Source organism: Nesiotobacter zosterae, assembly GCF_033843645.1.
Taxonomy (GTDB): domain Bacteria; phylum Pseudomonadota; class Alphaproteobacteria; order Rhizobiales; family Stappiaceae; genus Pseudovibrio; species Pseudovibrio zosterae.
The window spans coordinates 339,633-359,976 of sequence record NZ_JAWXVZ010000001.1; the positions used below are offsets into that span (position 1 = coordinate 339,633).

Annotated in this window: 17 protein-coding genes; 4 read left to right on the plus strand and 13 right to left on the minus strand. The window is 55.2% G+C overall.

Annotated elements, in window-relative coordinates; translation table 11 throughout:
• The first annotated feature begins 336 nt into the window (after positions 1-336).
• The 3 genes from Q3Y58_RS01630 (at position 337) to Q3Y58_RS01640 (ending at position 5,760) form a co-directional block, all read left to right on the plus strand.
• Positions 337-1,488, plus strand: a complete 1,152-nt coding sequence (locus Q3Y58_RS01630; RefSeq protein ID WP_319620727.1) for an efflux RND transporter periplasmic adaptor subunit — start codon at positions 337-339, stop codon at positions 1,486-1,488.
• A complete protein-coding gene (locus Q3Y58_RS01635; RefSeq protein ID WP_274218051.1) occupies positions 1,488-4,643 on the plus strand; it encodes an efflux RND transporter permease subunit in 3,156 nt (1,051 codons plus the stop codon). Before Q3Y58_RS01630 ends, Q3Y58_RS01635 begins: the two co-directional genes overlap by 1 nt.
• A 139-nt stretch (positions 4,644-4,782) precedes the next feature.
• Entirely contained in the window at positions 4,783-5,760 is a 978-nt protein-coding gene (locus Q3Y58_RS01640; protein ID WP_319620728.1) for a glycosyltransferase family 47 protein, read from the plus strand.
• 55 nt (positions 5,761-5,815) lie between these two features.
• On the opposite strand, the gene Q3Y58_RS01645 is transcribed toward Q3Y58_RS01640, so the two are convergent.
• The 7 genes from Q3Y58_RS01645 to Q3Y58_RS01675 all read right to left on the minus strand — a co-directional run bounded on the left by Q3Y58_RS01645 (position 5,816) and on the right by Q3Y58_RS01675 (position 13,360).
• Entirely contained in the window at positions 5,816-6,595 is a 780-nt protein-coding gene (locus Q3Y58_RS01645) for an ABC transporter ATP-binding protein (protein ID WP_274218053.1), read from the minus strand.
• On the minus strand, positions 6,592-7,347 hold the full coding sequence (locus tag Q3Y58_RS01650; protein ID WP_319620729.1) for an ABC transporter ATP-binding protein: 756 nt from the start codon (positions 7,345-7,347) through the stop codon (positions 6,592-6,594). The genes Q3Y58_RS01645 and Q3Y58_RS01650 overlap by 4 nt, the downstream gene beginning before the upstream one ends.
• Positions 7,348-7,356: 9 nt before the next feature.
• Positions 7,357-8,565 carry a branched-chain amino acid ABC transporter permease gene (locus tag Q3Y58_RS01655; RefSeq protein WP_319620730.1) on the minus strand — a complete coding sequence of 403 codons (1,209 nt, stop codon included), beginning with the start codon at positions 8,563-8,565 and terminating at the stop codon, positions 7,357-7,359.
• Between the two features lie 4 nt (positions 8,566-8,569).
• Positions 8,570-9,601: a branched-chain amino acid ABC transporter permease gene (locus Q3Y58_RS01660; RefSeq protein WP_274218056.1), complete on the minus strand. Its 1,032-nt coding sequence runs from the start codon at positions 9,599-9,601 to the stop codon at positions 8,570-8,572.
• A 125-nt stretch (positions 9,602-9,726) separates the two neighbouring features.
• Positions 9,727-11,088 carry a substrate-binding protein gene (locus Q3Y58_RS01665; RefSeq protein WP_319620731.1) on the minus strand — a complete coding sequence of 454 codons (1,362 nt, stop codon included), beginning with the start codon at positions 11,086-11,088 and terminating at the stop codon, positions 9,727-9,729.
• A 383-nt stretch (positions 11,089-11,471) separates the two neighbouring features.
• On the minus strand, positions 11,472-12,410 hold the full coding sequence (locus Q3Y58_RS01670) for a 2Fe-2S iron-sulfur cluster-binding protein (RefSeq protein ID WP_274218058.1): 939 nt from the start codon (positions 12,408-12,410) through the stop codon (positions 11,472-11,474).
• Between the two features lie 134 nt (positions 12,411-12,544).
• Positions 12,545-13,360 (minus strand): methyltransferase, encoded by an 816-nt coding sequence (locus Q3Y58_RS01675; protein ID WP_274218305.1) that lies wholly within the window; start codon positions 13,358-13,360, stop codon positions 12,545-12,547.
• Positions 13,361-13,653: 293 nt separating this feature from the next.
• Between Q3Y58_RS01675 and gltS the strand changes: the two genes are divergently transcribed.
• On the plus strand, positions 13,654-14,847 hold the full coding sequence (gltS, locus tag Q3Y58_RS01680) for a sodium/glutamate symporter (protein ID WP_319620732.1): 1,194 nt from the start codon (positions 13,654-13,656) through the stop codon (positions 14,845-14,847).
• On the opposite strand, the gene Q3Y58_RS01685 is transcribed toward gltS, so the two are convergent.
• The 6 genes from Q3Y58_RS01685 to Q3Y58_RS01710 form a co-directional block, all read right to left on the minus strand.
• The gene (locus tag Q3Y58_RS01685; protein WP_274218060.1) at positions 14,834-15,286 is read right to left on the minus strand and encodes a hypothetical protein; all 453 of its coding nucleotides are present in this window, start codon (positions 15,284-15,286) and stop codon (positions 14,834-14,836) included. The genes gltS and Q3Y58_RS01685 overlap by 14 nt on opposite strands.
• A gap of 212 nt (positions 15,287-15,498) precedes the next feature.
• Complete coding sequence (locus Q3Y58_RS01690) at positions 15,499-16,194, minus strand: orotate phosphoribosyltransferase (RefSeq protein ID WP_319620734.1); 696 nt, start codon at positions 16,192-16,194, stop codon at positions 15,499-15,501.
• Positions 16,195-16,236: 42 nt separating this feature from the next.
• Complete coding sequence (gene pyrC / locus Q3Y58_RS01695; RefSeq protein ID WP_319620917.1) at positions 16,237-17,277, minus strand: dihydroorotase; 1,041 nt, start codon at positions 17,275-17,277, stop codon at positions 16,237-16,239.
• 10 nt (positions 17,278-17,287) lie between these two features.
• A complete protein-coding gene (locus Q3Y58_RS01700; protein WP_319620735.1) occupies positions 17,288-18,559 on the minus strand; it encodes a Zn-dependent hydrolase in 1,272 nt (423 codons plus the stop codon).
• The gene (locus Q3Y58_RS01705) at positions 18,556-19,497 is read right to left on the minus strand and encodes a dihydroorotate dehydrogenase (RefSeq protein WP_319620736.1); all 942 of its coding nucleotides are present in this window, start codon (positions 19,495-19,497) and stop codon (positions 18,556-18,558) included. The genes Q3Y58_RS01700 and Q3Y58_RS01705 overlap by 4 nt, the downstream gene beginning before the upstream one ends.
• Positions 19,491-20,336, minus strand: coding sequence for a dihydroorotate dehydrogenase electron transfer subunit (locus Q3Y58_RS01710; RefSeq protein WP_319620737.1), 846 nt, complete (start codon positions 20,334-20,336; stop codon positions 19,491-19,493). Before Q3Y58_RS01710 ends, Q3Y58_RS01705 begins: the two co-directional genes overlap by 7 nt.
• Positions 20,337-20,344 lie beyond the last annotated feature (8 nt).

Below are 20,344 nucleotides of genomic sequence, written 5' to 3' on the forward strand. Positions count from 1 at the left end.
AATGTCATCCAAACGATGAATGCACCAGTTACAGCTGTAAACGAACTGAAATGCTACTAGGTTTTTCGTTGTTGTACTTAGGTACATTTACACCGTCTAAGGGGTTTATCGATCGATCTTTGAGGAATAGTGTACCAGACAACTGCTCATGTGATGTTCGTCACGCGGCAGCTGTTCTTGTTGATGTAGTACGTCGCCTTAGACAATCGATCCAACCATAAGGCTGGCTGTTTTGTGCAGCCACCTCCTCAGGCAGCTGTTTTTACTGACAAACATTCACTTCAAAGCCAATTGTTGGCTTACAGTTCAGCGTCGACCATAAGTGCGAGTGCCACTATGAAAACTACAGAGCTTAAACAAGTCTCTCCAAAATTTTCCATTAGACAGAACTTGGTTTCACTGGCATTTGCCACCGTGATTGGCCTCGGCGTTATGTCCTCACCCGTCGCCGCTCAGCAAGGCGAAGCTCCCAAACCGGCTGTCGTTGTTGAGCCAGTAACGACTCAGGTTGTGGAGGAGGAACGTATTTTTGCCGGGCGCACAGAAGCGATCAGCCGCGTGGATCTTATCGCGCGTGTAGGCGGTTTCCTGGAACCACTGAAATTTAAAGAGGGGCAGTCAGTCAAAAAAGGCGACGTGCTCTTTGTTATCCGTCAGGACCCTTATCAGTTTGCGGTGGAACAGGCGCAGGCCAATCTGGAAAGCGCGCAGGCACAAGTTGATCTGGCAAAGCTGGACTTCGATCGGAAACAGCGCTTGGTGGACCGCGATACCGTTGCAGTCTCCGAGCTGGATGTTGCCCGCGCCAATCTGAAAGAGGCTGAAGCTGCGCGCTCCTTGCGTGAAGCAGATCTGGAACTTGCCAAGTTGGATCTGAGCTACACAGAGGTTCTAGCGCCTACAGATGGCATCATCGGGTCGGCAACCTTTAAAGAGGGGGCCTATGTCACAGCTGCGAGCGGTACGCTGGCAACCGTTACCAGCATGGACCCTATCCGTGTCACTTTCCCTGTGCCGCAAGATTTGATCATCCGTTCGCAACGGAACAACTATGAGAGCACCGAGAATCTGATTCTGCGCATCCGCTTGAGTGACGGTGAGTTCTACGAACACGAAGGCCGACTGGAGTTTCTGGAAGCAACCGCGAACCCGGGTACAGACACTGTGACCGCCCGTGCGCAGTTCCCAAACCCGGACCGGATGCTGTTTGACCGGCAGCTAGTGGACGTCGTGGCATCGCCTAAAGATGCAGAGCCTCAGCTGGTTATTTCTCAGGCGGCCATGCTGTTGGATCAGGAAGGTTCATTCGTTCTGGTCGTCAACGACAAGGGTGAGGTTGAGCAGAAGCGCATCACAATCGGCGAGCAGGTAAGCGGTTTGGTGATTGTAAGAAGTGGTTTGGAAGAAGGCGATCAGGTCATCACCTCTGGTATTCAGAAGGTGCGTCCTGGTCAGGTTGTTGACGCTCGTCTGGCGGGTCAGTCCTAATGATTTATGACGTCTTTATTCGCCGGCCTCGACTGGCGTTTGTGATATCGATCCTCATTGTGGTGGTCGGTATCATCTCGATGAATGCTATTCCGGTTTCTCAATATCCAACCATTGCCCCGCCGACCGTACAGGTGAACGCTACATACATCGGGGCGGATGCCTTGACGGTGGAGCAGAGTGTAGGCCAGCCCATCGAAAGCTCGGTGAACGGCGTGGACGGCATGCGCTACATGAAGTCCAACTCTTCAAGCGATGGCACCTACAGCCTGACGGTCTACTTTGACCTGACAACTGACCCGGACATTGCCGCGGTAAACGTGCAGAACCGTGTGAGTGCCATTGAGTCCAAGCTTCCTCAGGAAGTTCGGGACCAAGGTGTTACCGTGCAGAAAAAAGCCGGTGACATGCTGCAGGCCTATACGTTCTACTCGCCAAACGGCACCCATGATGGTCTGTTCATTTCGAACTATGTCACCATCAATATTCTGGACGAGTTGAAACGTCTTCCAGGTGTGGGTGATGCGCAGGCTCTGGGCGCGCTGGATTACTCCATGCGCATCTGGGTCGACCCGGACAAACTGCGTGCCTTGAATCTGACGACTGATGATGTCATCGGTGCCATTCGCTCTCAGAACAAGCAGGCGGCAGTTGGCCGCGTGGGGGCTGCGCCTGTTTCTACAGATCAGCAACTTCAGTTGACCGTTACCGCAAAAGGGCGTCTGGAGACTCCAGAAGAGTTCGGTGCGATTGTACTGCGCGCCAATCAGGATGGTTCGCTCGTGCGCCTGTCTGATGTAGCGCGCGTTGAGTTGAGCTCTGCCTCATATGACTGGAACGTGGAATTCCAGCAGCGCCAGTCCACCATGCTTGGTGTTTATCTGACGCCCGGTGCAAACGCGGTGGCAGTGTCCGAGCTGGTGAACCAACGCCTCGAAGTCTTGGCAGAACGTTTTCCTGAAGACCTCACCTATCTATCCGTTTTCGATACGTCCCTATTCGTGAACGAGATGATCTCCAAGGTGATTCACACCCTCATCGAAGCTTTTGTGCTGGTGACTGTTGTGGTGTTCATCTTCCTTGGTCGTTTCCGAGCAACCCTCATTCCGTTGATCGCAGTGCCGGTGTCCATCATTGGTGCAATTGCCGTTGCCTACATCCTCGGGTTCTCGGCCAACACGATTTCTCTGCTGGCCATGGTGCTTGCCATCGGTATCGTGGTCGATGACGCGATCATCGTGGTGGAGAATGTGGAACGCGTGATGCACGAGGATCCGCATCTGACACCGGCGCAAGCCACGTCCAAAGCGGTGAGCGAGATTGCGGGCCCGGTGCTGGCAATCACCTTCGTGTTGCTGTCTGTGTTCGTGCCGGTGGCCTTCTTGCCCGGATCGTCAGGCGTGCTGTTCCGAGAGTTTGCGGTGTCCATCTCCGCGGCCATGGTGTTGTCTGCGATCAATGCGCTGACGCTGTCTCCCGCCCTTTGCGCAATCATGATGCGCCCAGGTGAGCTGACTGGTGTCATGGCAAAAATCACGGGCTTCATCGACCGCATGGGGGAGGGCTACGCAAATCTCATCCGCCGCATGGTGCACCTGTCTGTGGCTTCGTTGCCAGCGGTCGCGATCTTTGCGGGGCTGGGTTATTTCATCGTGAGCAACACACCAGATGGTTTCGTGCCCGCCGAAGATAAGGGCTACGCGCTTGTTCTGGTCAACCTGCCTCCGGGTGCGTCGTTGAACCGTACTGAAGCGGCCATGAAACAGGCGGATGATATCATCCAGCAGGACCCAGCAGTGTTCGCGACCACTCTCGTCTCAGGCTTTGACTTCCTAGGCGGCGGTGGCACGAGCCCGAACGCCGGTGTGATCTTCGTGAAGCTGAAGGATTATGCTGATCGCCCAAGTGCCGATCTGACGTCTTTCGCCTTTGTAAACCGAATGTACCCGGCACTACTTGGCATCCCAGAAGCAACGTTCTTCCCGGTGAACCCTCCGGCGATTGACGGTCTGGGTTCCGTGGGCGGTTTCGAGTATGTGCTTGAAGCATTGGAAGGACAGGACCCTGCGGACATGGCCGCAGTAGGGCGTTCGTTGCAGGTCGCTGCCAACCAGCATCCGGCCATAACGGGCTTCTTCACAACGTTCGACGCGGAAACGCCGCAGGTGCGGGTGGTCTTGGATCGTGACCGCGCCATGGTGCTCGGCCTCAACATCGCCAACGTTTATGGCGCGTTGCAGGCCACACTTGGTGGCTACTATGTGAACGACTTCAACCTCTACGGCCGTACGTGGTCTGTTCGTCTGCAGGCTGAGACCGATGCCCGCAACGAGATTGACGATATTCGCAAGGTCAACGTTCGCTCCAATACAGGCGAGATGGTTGAGCTTTCTGCGGTGGTCAACACGGAGCTGACACGCGGTCCGAAGTCTATCACTCGTTACAACAACTATCGGGCGATCAGCTACAACGGCAATGCCTCACCGGGCTTTGGTCTGGGTGAGTCCATGGCCGCGATGGAAGAGGTCTCGGCTGACACGCTTCCCGACGGCTTTGCCTATGAATGGACGGGTATTGCTCTGGAGCAGAAGCAGGCTGCAGGCCAAACCGGCCTGGTGCTTGGTCTTGCGTTCCTGTTTGCCTACCTGTTCCTGGTGGCGCTCTATGAAAGTTGGAACACGCCAATTCCGGTTCTCTTGTCTGTGGCACCGGCGATTGTGGGGGCTCTTGCCAGCCTCTGGATCTTCAATCTGAGCTTCGACATGTATGCTCAGATTGGTTTGGTGATCCTGATCGCGCTTGCGGGCAAGAACGCCATCCTCATGAACGAGTTCTCACTGGAGAAACGTATTCATGGCATGTCGATCTACGAGTCTGCGGTGGAAGGCGCTCGACTGCGTTTCCGTCCGGTAATGATGACCTCGCTGGCGTTTTCTGCAGGCCTCGTGCCTCTGGCTCTTACCTCCGGTCCGGGTGCAGGTGCCATGGTGGCTGTGGGTATTCCGGTTTTGGCGGGGATGGTGACCTCGTTCACCGTGGGTATCTTCCTCATTCCAACCCTTTACACCGTGTTCCAATGGATGCGTGAGAAGGCCGGCTGGACCCCAGAGATGGGCTTGGCTGCGATGGGTGAGAACCCACACGAGAAGAGCTAGGAAAGATCTCCAGCAACAGTAAAAACGGGCCCGGTGCAGGAAACTGCTCCGGGCCTTTTTATGGCAGTCAAGCCGCACCAATTTCAGGGCAATTTTCCAGTGCACGACAGGAGAGTAGGCCAAGATTACACTCGATCCCATGTTGAACGCGCTGCGCCATACCTCTTACAGATTTGCGCCGGGCCGCAAGGCGGAGCCCTTTTGCGAGTTCGTCTCGAGCCGCGGTCTGTTGAAGAGCTGCGCCGTGCGAAACCGGGAAGTGCGGTCGTCTTCTACGGCGCTTGATTTGGATCTCATACGGGCGCTGGAGCCGGGCGACACCATCTATGTGTGTACAGACGCTCTGCCGGTGTTCGCGGCAACCATGCTGCCCAAAATCTCCATGCCTTTCGCGTTGGTGTCAGGCGACAGCGATCTGTCAGTTTCTCTTGAGGGGCTCGGGCGCGATACCCTGCGCGCCTTGCTGGACAATCCTTACCTTACACGCTGGTTCGCACAAAACCTTGCCTTCTCCCATCCCAAGATCAACCACCTTCCGATCGGGATGGACTATCACACGGTGGCAGCCAAAGCGAAGCATCCGTGGGGCGGCTTCGAGGCGCCGTTGGATCAAGAGCAGTCCCTTAAGGATATTCGGAATGGGGCGGCCGCTTTTGAAGAAAAGAAGCCATTCGGCTACTGTAATTGGCATCATTCGTTGGGAAATGGCGACCGATCCGAGGTACTGCAACTTCTGGACTGCTCTGCGATCTATCTGGAACACCAACGTGTGCCTCGTAAGAAGAGCTGGCTCAAGAATGCAGACTTCTTCTTTACCATCAGCCCTTTTGGAGAGGGGATGGATTGCCATCGCACATGGGAGGCATTGCTGCTAGGCTCTGTGCCGATCATTCCAGCTTCGCCCTTGAAGCCAATGTTTAAACGGTTGCCCGTCGTAATCGTGGAGGACTGGCGCCAGCTCAAACCCACATTTCTTGCCGAAGAAAAGCGGCGTATCTTGTCCCAAAGGTATGACTTCTCGCCGCTCTATCTGGACTACTGGCGTGCCCGCATCTCAGGACGCATCCCCTTGTCTCGCCCCATGATGACTTTCAGCGAGTTTCTGAGCCAAAGCTGAGACGCCCGATCACGACGAGGGCCGGGCGCTTCAGACTTTTGACGTTCAGGTTCGACTAGATCGCTAGATAGGTGTGACGGAGCTCTTCATTGTCGAGCACTTCCTGTGCTGTGCCGTCGAACACAACTTCACCCATGTCCAGAATGACCGCACGGTCTGCAAGGTGCAAAGCTGCTACTGCATTCTGCTCCACGATAATGGTGGTGATGCCAAGCTCTTTCACGTTCACAAGGATACGTTCGATTTCCTGAACGATCACAGGAGCCAAACCTTCATAAGGCTCATCCAACAGCAAGAGTTTAACATCGCGAGCCAGCGCGCGGGCAACCGCCAGCATTTGCTGCTCGCCGCCGGACATGGTTACCGCATCTTGCTTGGCCCGCTCCGCAAGGCGCGGGAAATGATCGTAAATGCGATCAAGCGACCAACCACGAGGCTCGGCGATTTGGGAAAGCTGCAGGTTCTCCTCGACAGTCAGGCCCTGAATGATGCGCCGATCTTCCGGAACGAGTTGGATACCGCTGCGTGCGGCCTGATAGCTTTCCATCTCATGAACCGCTTGGTGATCAAGCCAGATTTCGCCACGGCGCAGCTGCGGATCCCCTGCGCGCGCAATAGCGCGTAAAGTGGATGTCTTGCCTGCGCCGTTGCGGCCCAAGAGTGCGAGAATCTCGCCCTCACGCACCTCGAAGGTTACACCCTGCACAATATAGCTTTCGCCATAATAGGCATGAAGGTTCCAGGCGGAGAAATAGGCATGCGCGCCGCCATGGGCTTTCGAGGGAGCAACGGCTGGGGCCTTGCGACCCTCGAATTGGTCTTCAAACAAGGTCATATGTGCGCCCCTCCAAGATAGGCTTCCTGCACCCGTGGGTCACCTTTGATGTCCTCCGGCTTGCCTTCGACAATAACGGTGCCCTGCGCAAGCACGCTCACCTTGTTCGCAAGCGAGAACACCACATGCATATCGTGTTCGATGACGATCTTGGTGATGCCGCGCTCACCAATGCGTTTCAAGAGATCAATGGTGTTGTTGGTGTCAGCGCGGGACATGCCTGCGGTTGGCTCATCCAACAACACCAGTTTCGGGTCTTGCACCAGACACATGGCGAGTTCCAGTCGCCGCTTGTCACCCCGTGACAAAGAGGCGGCCAGAACGTCTTTCTTTTCGACCAGCCCAATGTCTTCCAGAATGCTCTCTGCCTTCTCCTGAATTTCGGCGCGTTTGCGAACACCACGCCAAGCATTGAAGGTGAAAGAGCCATCGCTCGAAGCCAAGGCCGGAATGACCACGTTGTCCAGAATGGAAAGGTCGCCGAAGATCTCCGGAGTTTGAAACACGCGCGAAACCCCAGCCTGATTGATTTCGTGCGGCTTGATCCCGATCAGGTTCTTTCCCATGAAGGTCACGGTGCCTGTGTCAGGTGTCAGCCTTCCCACGAAGCAGTTCAGCAAGGTTGATTTACCAGCCCCATTTGGGCCGATAATCGCATGAACATTGCCTTGCTCGACAGACAGGTTCACCTCATTAAGGGCTTTAAGACCGCCGAAGCTTTTATTCACCCCTTCAACTTTTAAAATTTCCATGGGGCTCTCCTATTCTGCAGCTTTGGCGCTTGGGACTGCTCCGCCGGACACTTCGTCTTTGGGCGAGCGCCGCTTGAACAAGTCAACGATGCGGCGAATGCCTTCCATGATTCCGCCTGGCAGGAAGATGACAACCAGCATGAAGACGATGCCGAGCGTAAGGTGCCAGCCTTTGCCGATGAACGGGTGGATGAGGAAGACCAGTGTATCCTCGATGCCATCCGGCAGCGCCGCGAACCATTGATGCAAGATGGTGTCATTGATCTTCGAGAAGATGTTCTCGAAATACTTGATGAAACCAGCACCCAAGACCGGCCCGAAAAGTGTCCCGGCCCCGCCAAGAATGGTCATCAAGACAACTTCGCCACTTGCCGTCCATTGCATGCGTTCTGCACCGGCGAGAGGGTCCATGGCTACCATCAGCCCCCCGGCCAAGCCAGCGTACATGCCGGAAATCACGAAGGCCGCAAAGGTGTAGGGCTTGGAGTTCAGGCCGGTGTAGTTAAGGCGTTGCTGGTTGGATTTGACCGCCTTGAGCATCAGGCCAAAAGGTGACCGGAAGATGCGGATCGCGACATAGAACGCCACGATCATTACGACCGCGCAGAGATAGTAACCCACGTTGAACGTAAAGGCCCATCCGCCGAGTGTCATTTCGTAGCTGTCGCGCATGGCAAGCCCAAACAGACTTGCGGGCGGAATGGAACCAGCGACCTGTGAAACACCGAGAATACGCGGGTCATCCAATGCGAGTTGGAGCCCGGTCTCCCCATTGGTGATTGGAGTCAGTACGGAATAGGCAAGGCTGAAGGACATCTGGGCGAAGGCCAGTGTCAGGATTGAGAAGTAGATCCCGGATCGGCGCAACGAGATGTAACCCACCAGTATTGAAAACAGACCAGCCACAATCATCGACATGAGGATCGCAGGGATCACATTCATGGTGAGAAGCTTCATCATCCATACGCCTGCATATGAGCCCACACCGAGAAATGCAGCATGGCCAAAAGACAAGTAGCCGGTGAGGCCGAACAAGATGTTGAAGCCGATGGCGAAGATCCCGAAGATCACAAAGCGCTGCATCAAGTCCGGATAACCGGCGTTGAATTGCGCCAGCTGGGAGGTTTCAGGAAATGGGTTCAGAATGAAGGGGGCGAACATCGTCATGATAACGACGATAATCAAGAGTGTGGTGTCTTTCTTGTTCAGTCCAAGCATGAGCTTAATCCTCCATCACACCCTTGCGACCCATCAGGCCACGAGGCCGGGTCAACAGCACAATGATGGCTACCAGATAAATCACGATCTGATTGATGCCGGGGAACAGCGCCACCACTTGGGCCATGGAGGCAAAGCTTTCTAGGATGCCAAGCAGGAAGCCTGCCAAAACCGCGCCGGCAAGCGAGCCCATCCCGCCAACCACAACAACAACAAAACTCAGAACCAGAAAGTCCATGCCCATGTGGTAATTGGGGGAGTTGATTGGCGCATACATCACACCAGCGAGGCCCGCGACAACCGCGGCGATCGCAAACATGATGGTGAAGCGGCGGTCGATGTTGATGCCCAGAAAGCCGACAGTTTCGCGGTCGGCCATTCCGGCGCGCACCACCATGCCGAATGTCGTGTATCTGAGGAAGGCAAACACGGCGCCGATAATCCCAATCGCAAACGCGAAATAGACCATACGCCAGTAGGGATAAATGATGCTGCCCGGCGAGAAGCCCAGCCAGACCCCGAAGTCAAAACTGCCCGCAAACGATGGCGGTGCGGGCGTTGGGATCGGGTTCGCGCCAAAGAAATACTTGATGATTTCCTGAAGGACGATCGCCAGACCGAATGTAACCAGAATCTGGTCGGCATGTGGGCGTCTGTAAAAGTGTTTAATGAGCCCGCGTTCCATGATCAGGCCCACAAGCACCATCACCGGGATGGCGAACAATATGGAAAGCGGAACGGACCATTGAATGATTGCCGCGCCGATCTCTGGGCCGAACCAGGACTCCACATAGGGTGTTTCGACGCGCAAGGGGTTGCCGAGGAAGTCCGTTCGGCTGTCGTCAATAGTGGTGAAGGAGAGGGATAGGATGCCGTTCAACGTTACAGCACAAAACGCCCCAAGCATAAACAGAGCACCGTGAGCAAAGTTCACCACGCCCAGTGTCCCGAAAATGAGCGTCAAGCCAAGCGCGATGAGCGCGTATGCCGACCCTTTGTCGAGACCATTCAGAATTTGCAGGAATATCGCGTCCATGTGTCCGACCATTCGTCGTGATTGGATTTCGTCCCTCACTCAAAGGGGCGATTGAATGGCCCGGCTCTTCTTGCTGCCAATTGGCATTTCAGAAGAGCCGGATCTGCTCTCGCAAGTTTCAGGTCTTATGCGCCCGGGTTACATGTCCCCAGCGCGCCACCAGCGAACTGCGGGTGATCTGGGTCGTATGTCACCTGATCGACTGGGGTAACTTCGACGATCTCCAGAAGGTCGAACTCAGAGCTTGGGTTCTCCTTACCGCGCACAACCAGCACATCCTTGAAGCACTGATGGTCAGCGCCCCGGTAGAGCGTCTTGCCATTGCCCAAACCGTCAAACTCGAAGTCTTCAAGAGCTTCGACAACTGCACATGGGTTAAAGCTGCCAGCGCGCTCCACAGCATCTGCGTAAAGCAAGGTCTGGACGTAGCAGGTATGAGCAGCCTGGCTAGGCGGGAAGCCGTACTTCGTGCCGAAGGACTTTACGAATGCCTTCGAGCCTTCGTCCTCCAGGGACCAGTGCCAGTTGGTCGAGCCGAAGATGCCCTTAACGTTGGCACCCGCGCCCTTTGCCATCAGTCGAGAGTACAGGGGTACGATGATCTCGAAGTTCTTGCCGTTGACTACACGGTCACGCAGGCCAAACTGCACGGCGTTGGTGAGTGAGTTCACCATGTTGCCGCCGTAGTGGTTCAGAACCAACACGTCGGCGTCTGACTGCAGTACCGGTGTGATGTAAGCGGAGAAGTCGGTAGCAGCGAGAGGTGTTTTTACGGTCTCTACCGTTTCCCAACCCATGGCTTCGGTCGCTGAAGTAATTGCTTCTTCAGTCGTGTAGCCCCAGTTGTAGTCCGCTGTCAGGTGATAAGCCTTACGGTCGGAGCCATAGGCGTTGTTGAGCACCGGCGCGAGCGCCGCACCAGACATGTAGCTGTTGAAGAAGTGACGGAACCCGTTGGCACGCTTGTCTTTACCCGTCGTATCATTTGAGTGGGTAAGGCCTGCCATGAAGATCACGCCTGCTTCCTGACACAGCGCTTGAACCGCCACGGCCACACCAGACGAAGAACCGCCGGTGATCATGATCGCACCGTCTTTCTCAATCATGGATTTGGCGGAGGCGCGTGCAGCATCCGACTTGGTTTGTGTGTCCCCGGTAACGTATCCCACCTTGTTGCCAAGAATACCGGTGCCCTGCAGTGCCTTGGAACTGAAGGTACCGAGCATGCCGCCGTCACCTTCACCGTTCAGGTGTTCAACGGCCAGTTGGTAGGCGCGCAGCTCATCCGCGCCCTCATCTGCATAAGGTCCGGTTTGTGGCACATTGAAACCCAATATCAGTTTACCAGACTTGGCCGGGTCATTCAGGAACGCGCCCTGTGACCAAGCTTTACTCGTAAAAATAGTTGGGGTGGCGAGCACGATACCGCTTGCTGCGGTCGTTTTAAGTAGGTTGCGGCGGCTGATGGTCCCGCGAAATCCGCTCATGAAGTCCTCCCAGGAAGGCTGGTTATGCCTATTGTCGACACGTCACGGCTGCCGAGTTCCTCCAATCGACGTCGAGGCGGACGCAGGGGTAAAATGCGAACGCTACGACAGGTGACGTAGGGTCGAAATTATCGATTAAGAAAAACTGTTCGCAATTGGACTTATGGATCTATACGAAAGAACAATTCTATTTGAAGGTATTTGTGTTCTGGAATATTTCTTGGGTGAGGTGTGATTTTTGCAAATATTAATATTTGCAGTGCAGCGGTTGCAGGGCGCTTGTCAGCGCATCTCTAATTGTTTTTCTGGAAAATACTAGGTTCGTGTGCTCTGGTTACATATGCGGTTTGCGTGCACAAGTGCAGAAAAGCATATTTTCTCAATCAGGTACACGGTACCGGGTCTAGCAATGGTATTGGGTGCAGCGTCGCACGGACGCCGTTTGCCAGCGCTTTCGTTGCCTTCAAGACTGGATGGGTGCCGGCGGCATGAAGGACATCATACTCCGTCAAATCAGGCAGCATTTGCTGCAAATGCGCAGTGAGATCAGAAGCGGATGCATCAAACACCTCAATGCGGACTCCGCGTTCGTTGAGCAACGAGAAAGCGGGTTGAAGTTCGTTTCGTGAAGCAAGGCTTCGTTCAACGAGCATCACCTTTGGGCGCAAGGGTTGCCCACGGCAAGCTGCCATGGCGATCGACCAGATTGGGGTGAAACCTTGTGCGTCTGCGATCAAAATGAGCCGCTCATCTTCAAAGCGAAGGAACGAAGTGCCGAATGGGCCAAAAAGCTTTATGGCTTTTCCGTCTTTCAGCGGGTTGCGCGGGCGGTGCAGGCCGTCGAACAGCGTTTCAGGCCATAGATGAAAGGTGATCGTATTAAACTCTGGGGGACGATCCAGCGAGAAACAGGGGAAAAACTGTACCTCTAGCCCTGACTTCCATTGAGCACGAAAATACTGGCCGGTCATCCAGGCTGGGGAGCCTTGAAATCGCACATCCAGCTCCACGAGATCGTTGGCCAGAGGTTGGAAATGGCATACGCGACCACGCCATTCAACGGGTTCGGCAAGGCCATCCCATGCCACTTCGCAGTCGCCGGTTATCTTCGCCTTGCATGCCAGAACACTATGTTTTTGCAGCGTTCCTGCATCATCGATGCTACCACTCATCAGCTTGACGCGGCAGGCCTCGCAAATGCCATCGTCGCAGTCATGTGGAAGCGCGACATCCGCCTCTTGAGCGGCTTCAAGGATGGTTTGGCCGTCACGGGCACTATGAAGTTTACCGTTTAGCTTTAAAGTATACTCGGGCGTGGCCATTAAAATCCCCGTTTTGGCCCAAAACAATCAAGCAAGTGCTATCGTTCAGCAATTACAGGCTGCTATACCATGCAGCGCCATGGTTAAAAACAGGTGATCCGACCAGCCACGCCTTTTATTTTAAATTTTAAAGGTTATCCGCGTTTCTTCGCCATGTAGAGATGTCCCGGAACCGGCTGCCCTTGCTCATAGCGCACGATAATCGGGTTGCTCTCAAGCGTCTCGAATCCATTTTGATCCAAGAGTTTGCGCACATAGGTCTCTGCGTGGGCAAAACGCTGGAAGCCGCCAACCTTGTAGTCCGCACCCTCAAACATCTCATCGGGCAAGGTTTCACTTGAGAAGGCGAACATACCCTGTGCTGCACAATGTTCGCTCACGCCCGCAAAGAACTCTTCCAGCGCGCCCATGTAGGGCAAAACGTCTGTTGCGACAACCAGGTGCCACTGCGGGGCTTCAATGCCCTGAAGAAAAGCAACGAGTTCGGAGACATAGAGCGCGTCATAGACTTCTTTTTCATCGGCAATTTCAATCATGCCTTCGGAGATATCTACACCCGTGCGATCCTCGGTAATGTCCTCAACAGCTTCGGCTGTAAGGCCAGTGCCGCAGCCCAGATCCAGCATGCGCTGGTATGGGCCCGGTGCGATCTTGTCGAGGCGGTCTCGGACCTGCAGGGGAACCGAGTAGCCGAGCTGGTCGACCAAAACGCTGTCGAACACTTCTGCATGTTGATCAAACAGAGTGCTTACATAGGCGTCTGGAGCTTTGGGCGGGGTGCTACCGCGTCCCATGCTTGCAAGACGAACCGCTGCGCCCCCATGATCAGCGGGATCAAGGCGCAGGACTTCGGCGTACGCCGCTGCCGCTTCATCAAGCTTGCCAGCCTTTTCCAGTTCCAATGCCCGATTATAGGCTTCTGCAAGAGCATCGTTCTCGATATCGCTCATGGGGTCCTTTGCCTCTGCTCCGATGGGGGCAGCGTTCTTTGAGTTGTCAGTGGTCCGGCTATAGGCGATGGCTATGATGAATGCAAATGCTGCCTGACAAGGGCCCGGGTTGCCGTGGCTGGCCAGCGTAAATCCTAAGCCATGGTATGCCTTGTTACGCTGCGTCATATTTGATAGGGCTAGCTGGATTTTAAGGAACCAACGCTTCGCACACCGATCGTGCACAATCAGCACCCAACTCTGAACTGCGACCCATACACGACAACAGAACAACACTTGAGGGAGCTATACCCATGCATTTTGATGGGTTTTTGACTGTCACTTTTGCCATTCTCGTTCTGTTTGTAGGGAAGTACGCGACCGACAGGTCCGCATTGCTGCGGCGCTTTACCATCCCTGATCCACTTGTGGGAGGACTGTTGTGCGCCGTTGTGCTCGCGATTGCCGCTGCTTTTGCTGACTTCGCCGTCACTTTCGCCAGTGAGCCGCGTGACTTCCTGCTGATCCTCTTTTTCGCAGCCATTGGTCTAAGGGCCAACATCAAGGACTTGGTCCAGGGCGGACTACCGCTTCTCATATTGATAGCCGTTTCTTCGGTTTTTCTTGCCGCGCAAAATGTGATCGGCATGGCCGCAGCGACGCTTTATGGCTACGATCCGCTGCTGGGCGTTGCCTCAGGCTCCATGTCTTTGGTAGGTGGCGTTGGTACAACAGTGGCATGGGCCCCGATCTTTTCGGAAAGGCTGGGCATTACCAATGCAGAAGCCATTGGTGTGGCCTGCAATACGGTTGGCATCATTGGGGCTTGTGTCATTGGCGGTCCGATCGCGCAGCGCTTGATCCATAAACACAATCTTTCCGGCTCAGCGGATGCGGATCTGGAAGTGGGGGAGCTTCAGGGGGAGATCAACCAGACGACGCTTAGCTACTACGATGTGCTGGCTGGTATCTTTCTCATCAATGTCGCCGTGGTTATTGGCTACTTCATGCATCTCTTTCTGGAAGAGGTGGGCGTAACCATGCCCATGTTTGTGCCCGTGCTTGTCGCTGGCATCTTGATGAACAACATCGGCATGCTGTTTGTCCCTAAGTTCGATCGGGATGGCCGCAACAAAGGCATCGCACTGGTCTCAGATATGTGCCTTGGCATTTTTCTGAGCATCACCCTGATGAGCATGGACTTGATCAGTCTTTGGTCCTCAATCAACTACGTCGCCTTTGTGATGACCTTGCAAATCCTCTTTGCGGTCGTTTTCGCGCTCTACGTGGTGTTCTGGGCGATGGGGCGAGACTATGACGCAGCAGTGATTTCCGCAGGGTTTGGCGGCATCGCTTTGGGCTCGACGGCAACCGCGGTTCTGAACATGACATCGGTTGCCCAGCGGTATGGCGCGTCCCACAAGGCATTTCTGATTGTACCACTGACCTGCGGCTTTTTCATCGACATCGCAAACTCAATGATGATCCGCTGGTTCACTGGCCTTTAAGGCTTGCCTGCCGCACAAGAAGATAGCGGGCCACGACGGCATGGCGCCCAGCCTCTGAATAGACGAGCTCAAGACTATCAGCATTTAGGAAACGACCTTCCAGCCGTCCGCTGTCTGGGTGTTGTACCAAGGTCAAACTGCGCCCATCGTAACCGAGCACGCCTATGAACGGTTGACGCGCCTTGCGTGTCTCGCTGGACCCGTCATGCCCCGGGCCCTTGGTCGCGTCGTTGTCCCAATGCACCATGCCTTCCAGCAGAGCGCCGTTTTGTTCTTCAATCTCCAGAGAGAAATGGGCGGTTTCTTCGTTGGTCTGATCTCGGTGCCAATAAAGTGCTTCAAGTTTAACTGCTGTCCAAAAGCCGGTGAGGCTGGGCAGAGGAGCGCCGCTGGGTTGCTCAAGTGCACTTGGTGGCTTTAGTCCCGTTGCAAAGGCCATGCTGGCACTCACAAGAAGACATAAAAAAGTTAGACGCAGAACTCCAAGCATAGACGCGACCCTCCAACTGCATCAGCAGCCTACAGATCGGTGCCCTTCAGAAAAGCCTCATGGAATCCCTGCTCATTATCCCCATGCCCCGTTAAGGGAGGCAAAAACACCAATGCGCGGGACAGTGCCCGCGCATTGAAAAGTTTCTCTCCAAACCGAACTCAGATGGAAATTTCTGTAACGCCGCCGTGGTTGCCAGACCACTCGAGCGGATTGTTCAGGAAGCTTTCCACTTCCTTCAGGGTCTGCGGGTCGAAATAGCCGTTTTTCTGGCACACGCGCAGCACATCCCACCAAGTGCATAGGTAATGCAGATTGAGGCCATGATCGGCCAGCTTCACCTTGGTTTCTGGAAAAATGTCGTAGTAGAACACCACCAGAGTGTCGCTCACTTCGGCACCGGCACGACGCAGGGCTTCGCAGAACTTGATTTTGGAGCCGCCGTCTGTTGTCAGGTCTTCCACCAGTAGAATGCGGCTACCTTCTTCAACGTGGCCCTCGATTTGCGCGTCGCGGCCAAACCCTTTTGGCTTCTTGCGAACGTACTGCATTGGCGCGTTCATCTTGTCCGCAATCCACGCAGCGAACGGAATGCCCGCGGTTTCACCGCCCGCGACAGCGTCAAACTGCTCAAAGCCGACGTTTCGCAGGATGGTCGCAGTTGCGAAATCCATCAGGGTGTTGCGGATGCGCGGATATGAGATCAGCTTGCGGCAGTCGATGTAAACCGGGCTCGCCAGACCAGAGGTGAAGGTGTAAGGCTCCTCAGGGCGAAAATGAACGGCTTTGATCTCCAGCAGCATTTTCGCTGTGATTTCCGCCATCAACTCTGGTTCTGGAAATGAATTGGAAAACATGAGGCTCCCTCTAGTCAGCAGTTCTGGCCAGAGTGCCTATCTTTATTTTTCGACTTTCCAGAAAAGTTCAAACCCGGGATCAAAAACAGTTACCGGGCCGTCCTCACTCCAGATTTGCCGCGGAAACTTGATAGGATCATCGCTCTTGACCAGGTCAATTGTGTTTTCGTTCGGAGCCATGCCATAGAAAGCCGGTCCGTTCAAGGAGGTAAACGCTTCAAGCTTGTCGAGCGCACCTTCTTCTGCGAACACATGTGCCAGACAACTCATCGTATTGATAGCCGTAAAAATGCCCGCACAGCCACATGCACAGATTTTATTGGCTTCCGTGTGGGGGGCGCTGTCCGTGCCCAGAAAGAACTTGGGGCTGCCGGACGTGGCCGCTTCACGAAGGGCTAAACGATGATCTTCGCTCTTCACGATCGGAAGACAGTAATAGTCGGGCCTGATGCCTCCGACCAAAAGGTGGTTGCGGTTCAGGATCAGGTGGTGGGTCGTGATCGTGGCGGCCAGATTGTCATCGCCCGATTTGGCATAGTCGACACCTTGTTTGGTGGTGATGTGCTCCATCACAACACGAAGAGAGGGAATGCGGCGGCGCAGAGGATCAAGAATCGTGTCGATGAACACCGCCTCGCGGTCAAAAATGTCGACCTCATGGGTGGTGACCTCGCCGTGGACCAAAAGCGGCATGCCGATCTCGGCCATGCGCTCCAGCACCGGGATGACGTTCTCGATGTTGCGAACGCCGCTGTTGGAATTTGTTGTTGCACCGGCCGGGTAGAGCTTGACCGCTGTGACGAGGCCAGACGTGTAGGCGTGCGCCAGATCGTCTGCGTCCGTATCCTCAGTCAGATAGAGGGTCATCAGCGGCGTGAACCCATGCTCTTCTGGAATGGCCGCAAGAATGCGGTCCTTGTAGGCGGCGGCATCCTTGGCTGTCACCACGGGCGGCACCAGATTTGGCATCACGATGGCGCGGGCGAAAGTTTCACTGGTGCTCGGGAGGACAGATCTCAGCATGCTGCCATCGCGCAAATGCAGGTGCCAATCATCGGGTTGGCGAATGGTCAGTCGGCTGATCTCAGTCATCCTAGGTCTCCATCAAGTAGCTGTAGAATATCTCTGTTCCGACCATAAAGTCCGAAATGTCCATGGCTTCAAGAGGATTGTGTGATCCATTTCGGTTACGTACAAACACCATCCCCGTGGAAATGCCGGAATTGGCGAAAACAGCAGCGTCATGGCCCGCGCCACTGGCCATGTGAAACGGCTCATAGCCAATTTCGTTCATTGCGCGGGACAGGCCATGGACGATCCGGGAATCACAGAGCGCGGGTTCAACCCGGTGCTCGTCATCCAAAATGAAGCGTACGCCACGGTCGGCTTCGATGGTTGCCATTTCCTGAGCCAGCATCTCGCGCATGCCGTTTAGAACGGCTTTGCTCTGGCTGCGGACATCCAGTGAGAAACCTACTTCATCGGGGATGCGTGTCATGGCATGGCGGTTCGGGTCAGTGCCCACAATGCCGCTGGTAAGAACAAGATCATTACCTTTCTGCAGAAGCGTGAGCCAGCTCTCATCAAGGCGCGTCAGCAGGTCTGCAAGAGCAAACACCGGGTCATGACGGTAAGCACGTGGTACGGCTCCAGAGTGACCGGGTTCACCAATGCAGCGAATGTTGCGATGGCGGAAGTTGCCCCTAATGCCAGTGACAATGCCTGCTGGAAGTTTCTTCTCGACAAGCAGGGGGCCTTGCTCGATGTGGAGCTCCAAATACTCAAGCACGCTTGACGGAGACAGAAATTGATCGCCGCGCTCGATGGGCTCCATATCAATGCCGATGTCATGCATGTGTTCGGCGAGCGTGCGCCCGTCCGCCTTGTGGCGTGCAGCAAGCTCATCAAGGTGCAAATGCCCAAGCAGCGCTTTCGAGCTGATGTAGCAAGGGCCGAACCAGGCGCTTTCCTCGCCGCGCAATGCAATCACTTTGACAGGGCGCTTGAAGCGCAGGCCCACCTGCTTGGCTTTCAGAAGGCACAGCAGTCCAGCAAGAATGCCTGCAAGGCCATCAAAGTTTCCGCCTTGAGGTACGCTGTCAATGTGGGAGCCGATAAGGACATATTGCGTTGCCTTGGCATCTTGCGGCAGCGAGAAGATGGCGTTCTCCAACGCATCATACTCCACATGCAAGCCATTGCCGCGGGCAAAATCTGCAAGGTACTTCAGGCTTTCTGTTTCAATCTCCGAGTAAGCAGGGCGGCTTACGCCCTCCGTATCGCGGGTGTGAAACTTGAAGTGCTCGAAAAGGTTCTTCGCGAGAGTTGCATCCGCTTCCGTGAAGCGCGTGTTACTGCGGTTCATGAGAGAGCCTCCAGAAACTGCTGATCAGCAGCCTCACCATCGCGCACTGAACCGATCAGGCTGCTCAGGTCCGCAAGACCCTCCGCTTCGGCATAGGCCGCCAGTTCGTCCACGAGTGTGGTCATGATTGTCGGATTGATGAATGTAGACGTACCAACTTGCACGGCGGTTGCGCCCGCGATGAGGTACTCCAGAATGTCTTCCAGATTTGCGATGCCACCACAACCGATCACAGGAATCGAGACCACCTTGGCGCATTGATAGGTCATGCGCAGGGTAATCGGCTTCAGAGCGGGGCCGGACAGCCCGCCCATCAGGTTGCCGAGCTTCGGTTTGCGGGTGCGGACATCGATAGCCATAGAGAGCAGTGTATTGGCAACAACCAGTGCATCCGCGCCGCCTTCTTCAGCGGCTTGCGCGACTTCCGCTGTTTCTCCGGTATTTGGCGACAGTTTCGCCCACAGCGGCAGGTCGGTCGCTGAGCGCAGCTTCTCCATGACGGCGAGCGTTGAGGCAGGGCGCATGGCAAATGCCTTGCCATCCTCCTCAATGTTTGGGCACGAGATGTTCACCTCAATGGCAGCAACACCGGGCACACTGATGTCTTCGCAAAGCTTCGCGAACTCATCGACTGTTCCGGCAGAAATGGACGCCACAAACGGACTGTCATAGTGCCTGAAGAACGGAAGGGTTTTTTCAAGGAAGTAATCAAGCCCCTTGCTGGGAATCCCGATGGAGTTCAGCATGGAACCACGCACCTCGCATACGCGCGGTGTTGGGTTGCCAGTCCGCACCTCGCGCGTAATTGTTTTTGCAACCAACGCACCAAGCTTGTTCAGATCCAGCACTTCCGAAAGGTCTTCAGAAAAAGTGCCTGAGGCTGGCATGATCGGGTTTTTCAGGGTCAGTTGGCCCAGTTTCACGGAAAGATCTACCATCCCATTGCCTCCTGAAGGTCAAACACTGGGCCCTCTTTGCACACGCGCAGGTGCACAACCTCTCCATTCTGCGAGAATGGGCGCACGCAGCATTGGCACATGCCGAGCCCACAGGCCATTTGCTGTTCCAGTGCGATTTCGCCGGGGATGTTATGCTTGGCGCCCAGCTCTTGAAGCAGCTTCAAGAGGCGATTGGAGCCACAGGTGTAGAACGCATCAACGCCTTGACTGGCTATCAGCCCTTCAATCAGCGTTTGCAGGTTCTCAACGGTGGAGGAGCCATCTTCATCAGTCACGCTGATCACTTGCGCGCCAAGAGAGCGGAAGTGCTCCGTGGAAAGTAGGGCTGCCTCAGAGCGTGCGCTGCAAATGGCTGTCAGCTTGCGTCCAAGCCGAGCAGCTTCTTGCGCAAGGGGCGCAAGAGTGGCAAGTCCAACGCCGCGAGCCACCAGCAGCAGGTTCTGCCACTCCGGTTTGATGGTGTAGCCAACACCCAGCGGGCCGAGCACATTGAACAGCTCCCCCGGCTTGAGTGTCGCCATGGCCGCGGTTCCCTCTCCAGCGACCTTGTAAAGAAAAGCAAGCTCACCTTTGTCGGCATCAAAGCGATAGATGCTCATGGGGCGGCGCAGATAAGGCTGCTGTTGGTCCGTCACTGGACACAACAAATGGAAAAACTGCCCTGGTTGGCAGTTCAGGATGTGCTTTGGGGCTTCCAGTACCAGCAGCCGGTAGTCATCGTTGGCCGAGGTGTTGGACTTGACCGTACACAGTGCTTCAAATGCCTTAAGTCCGGCTTCAGGTCGAGCTGAAGCCGGATCCATGTCCTGATGTATCATTGTTAAGT

Coding starts and splice junctions, on each gene's coding strand:
- Q3Y58_RS01630 (WP_319620727.1), top strand. CDS start 337: ATGAAAACTACAGAGCTTAAACAAGTCTCTCCAAAATTTTCCATTAGA.
- Q3Y58_RS01635 (WP_274218051.1), top strand. CDS start 1,488: ATGATTTATGACGTCTTTATTCGCCGGCCTCGACTGGCGTTTGTGATA.
- Q3Y58_RS01640 (WP_319620728.1), top strand. CDS start 4,783: ATGTTGAACGCGCTGCGCCATACCTCTTACAGATTTGCGCCGGGCCGC.
- Q3Y58_RS01645 (WP_274218053.1), bottom strand. CDS start 6,595: ATGACCTTGTTTGAAGACCAATTCGAGGGTCGCAAGGCCCCAGCCGTT.
- Q3Y58_RS01650 (WP_319620729.1), bottom strand. CDS start 7,347: ATGGAAATTTTAAAAGTTGAAGGGGTGAATAAAAGCTTCGGCGGTCTT.
- Q3Y58_RS01655 (WP_319620730.1), bottom strand. CDS start 8,565: ATGCTTGGACTGAACAAGAAAGACACCACACTCTTGATTATCGTCGTT.
- Q3Y58_RS01660 (WP_274218056.1), bottom strand. CDS start 9,601: ATGGACGCGATATTCCTGCAAATTCTGAATGGTCTCGACAAAGGGTCG.
- Q3Y58_RS01665 (WP_319620731.1), bottom strand. CDS start 11,088: ATGAGCGGATTTCGCGGGACCATCAGCCGCCGCAACCTACTTAAAACG.
- Q3Y58_RS01670 (WP_274218058.1), bottom strand. CDS start 12,410: ATGGCCACGCCCGAGTATACTTTAAAGCTAAACGGTAAACTTCATAGT.
- Q3Y58_RS01675 (WP_274218305.1), bottom strand. CDS start 13,360: ATGAGCGATATCGAGAACGATGCTCTTGCAGAAGCCTATAATCGGGCA.
- gltS (WP_319620732.1), top strand. CDS start 13,654: ATGCATTTTGATGGGTTTTTGACTGTCACTTTTGCCATTCTCGTTCTG.
- Q3Y58_RS01685 (WP_274218060.1), bottom strand. CDS start 15,286: ATGGCCTTTGCAACGGGACTAAAGCCACCAAGTGCACTTGAGCAACCC.
- Q3Y58_RS01690 (WP_319620734.1), bottom strand. CDS start 16,194: ATGTTTTCCAATTCATTTCCAGAACCAGAGTTGATGGCGGAAATCACA.
- Q3Y58_RS01700 (WP_319620735.1), bottom strand. CDS start 18,559: ATGAACCGCAGTAACACGCGCTTCACGGAAGCGGATGCAACTCTCGCG.
- Q3Y58_RS01705 (WP_319620736.1), bottom strand. CDS start 19,497: ATGGTAGATCTTTCCGTGAAACTGGGCCAACTGACCCTGAAAAACCCG.
- Q3Y58_RS01710 (WP_319620737.1), bottom strand. CDS start 20,336: ATGATACATCAGGACATGGATCCGGCTTCAGCTCGACCTGAAGCCGGA.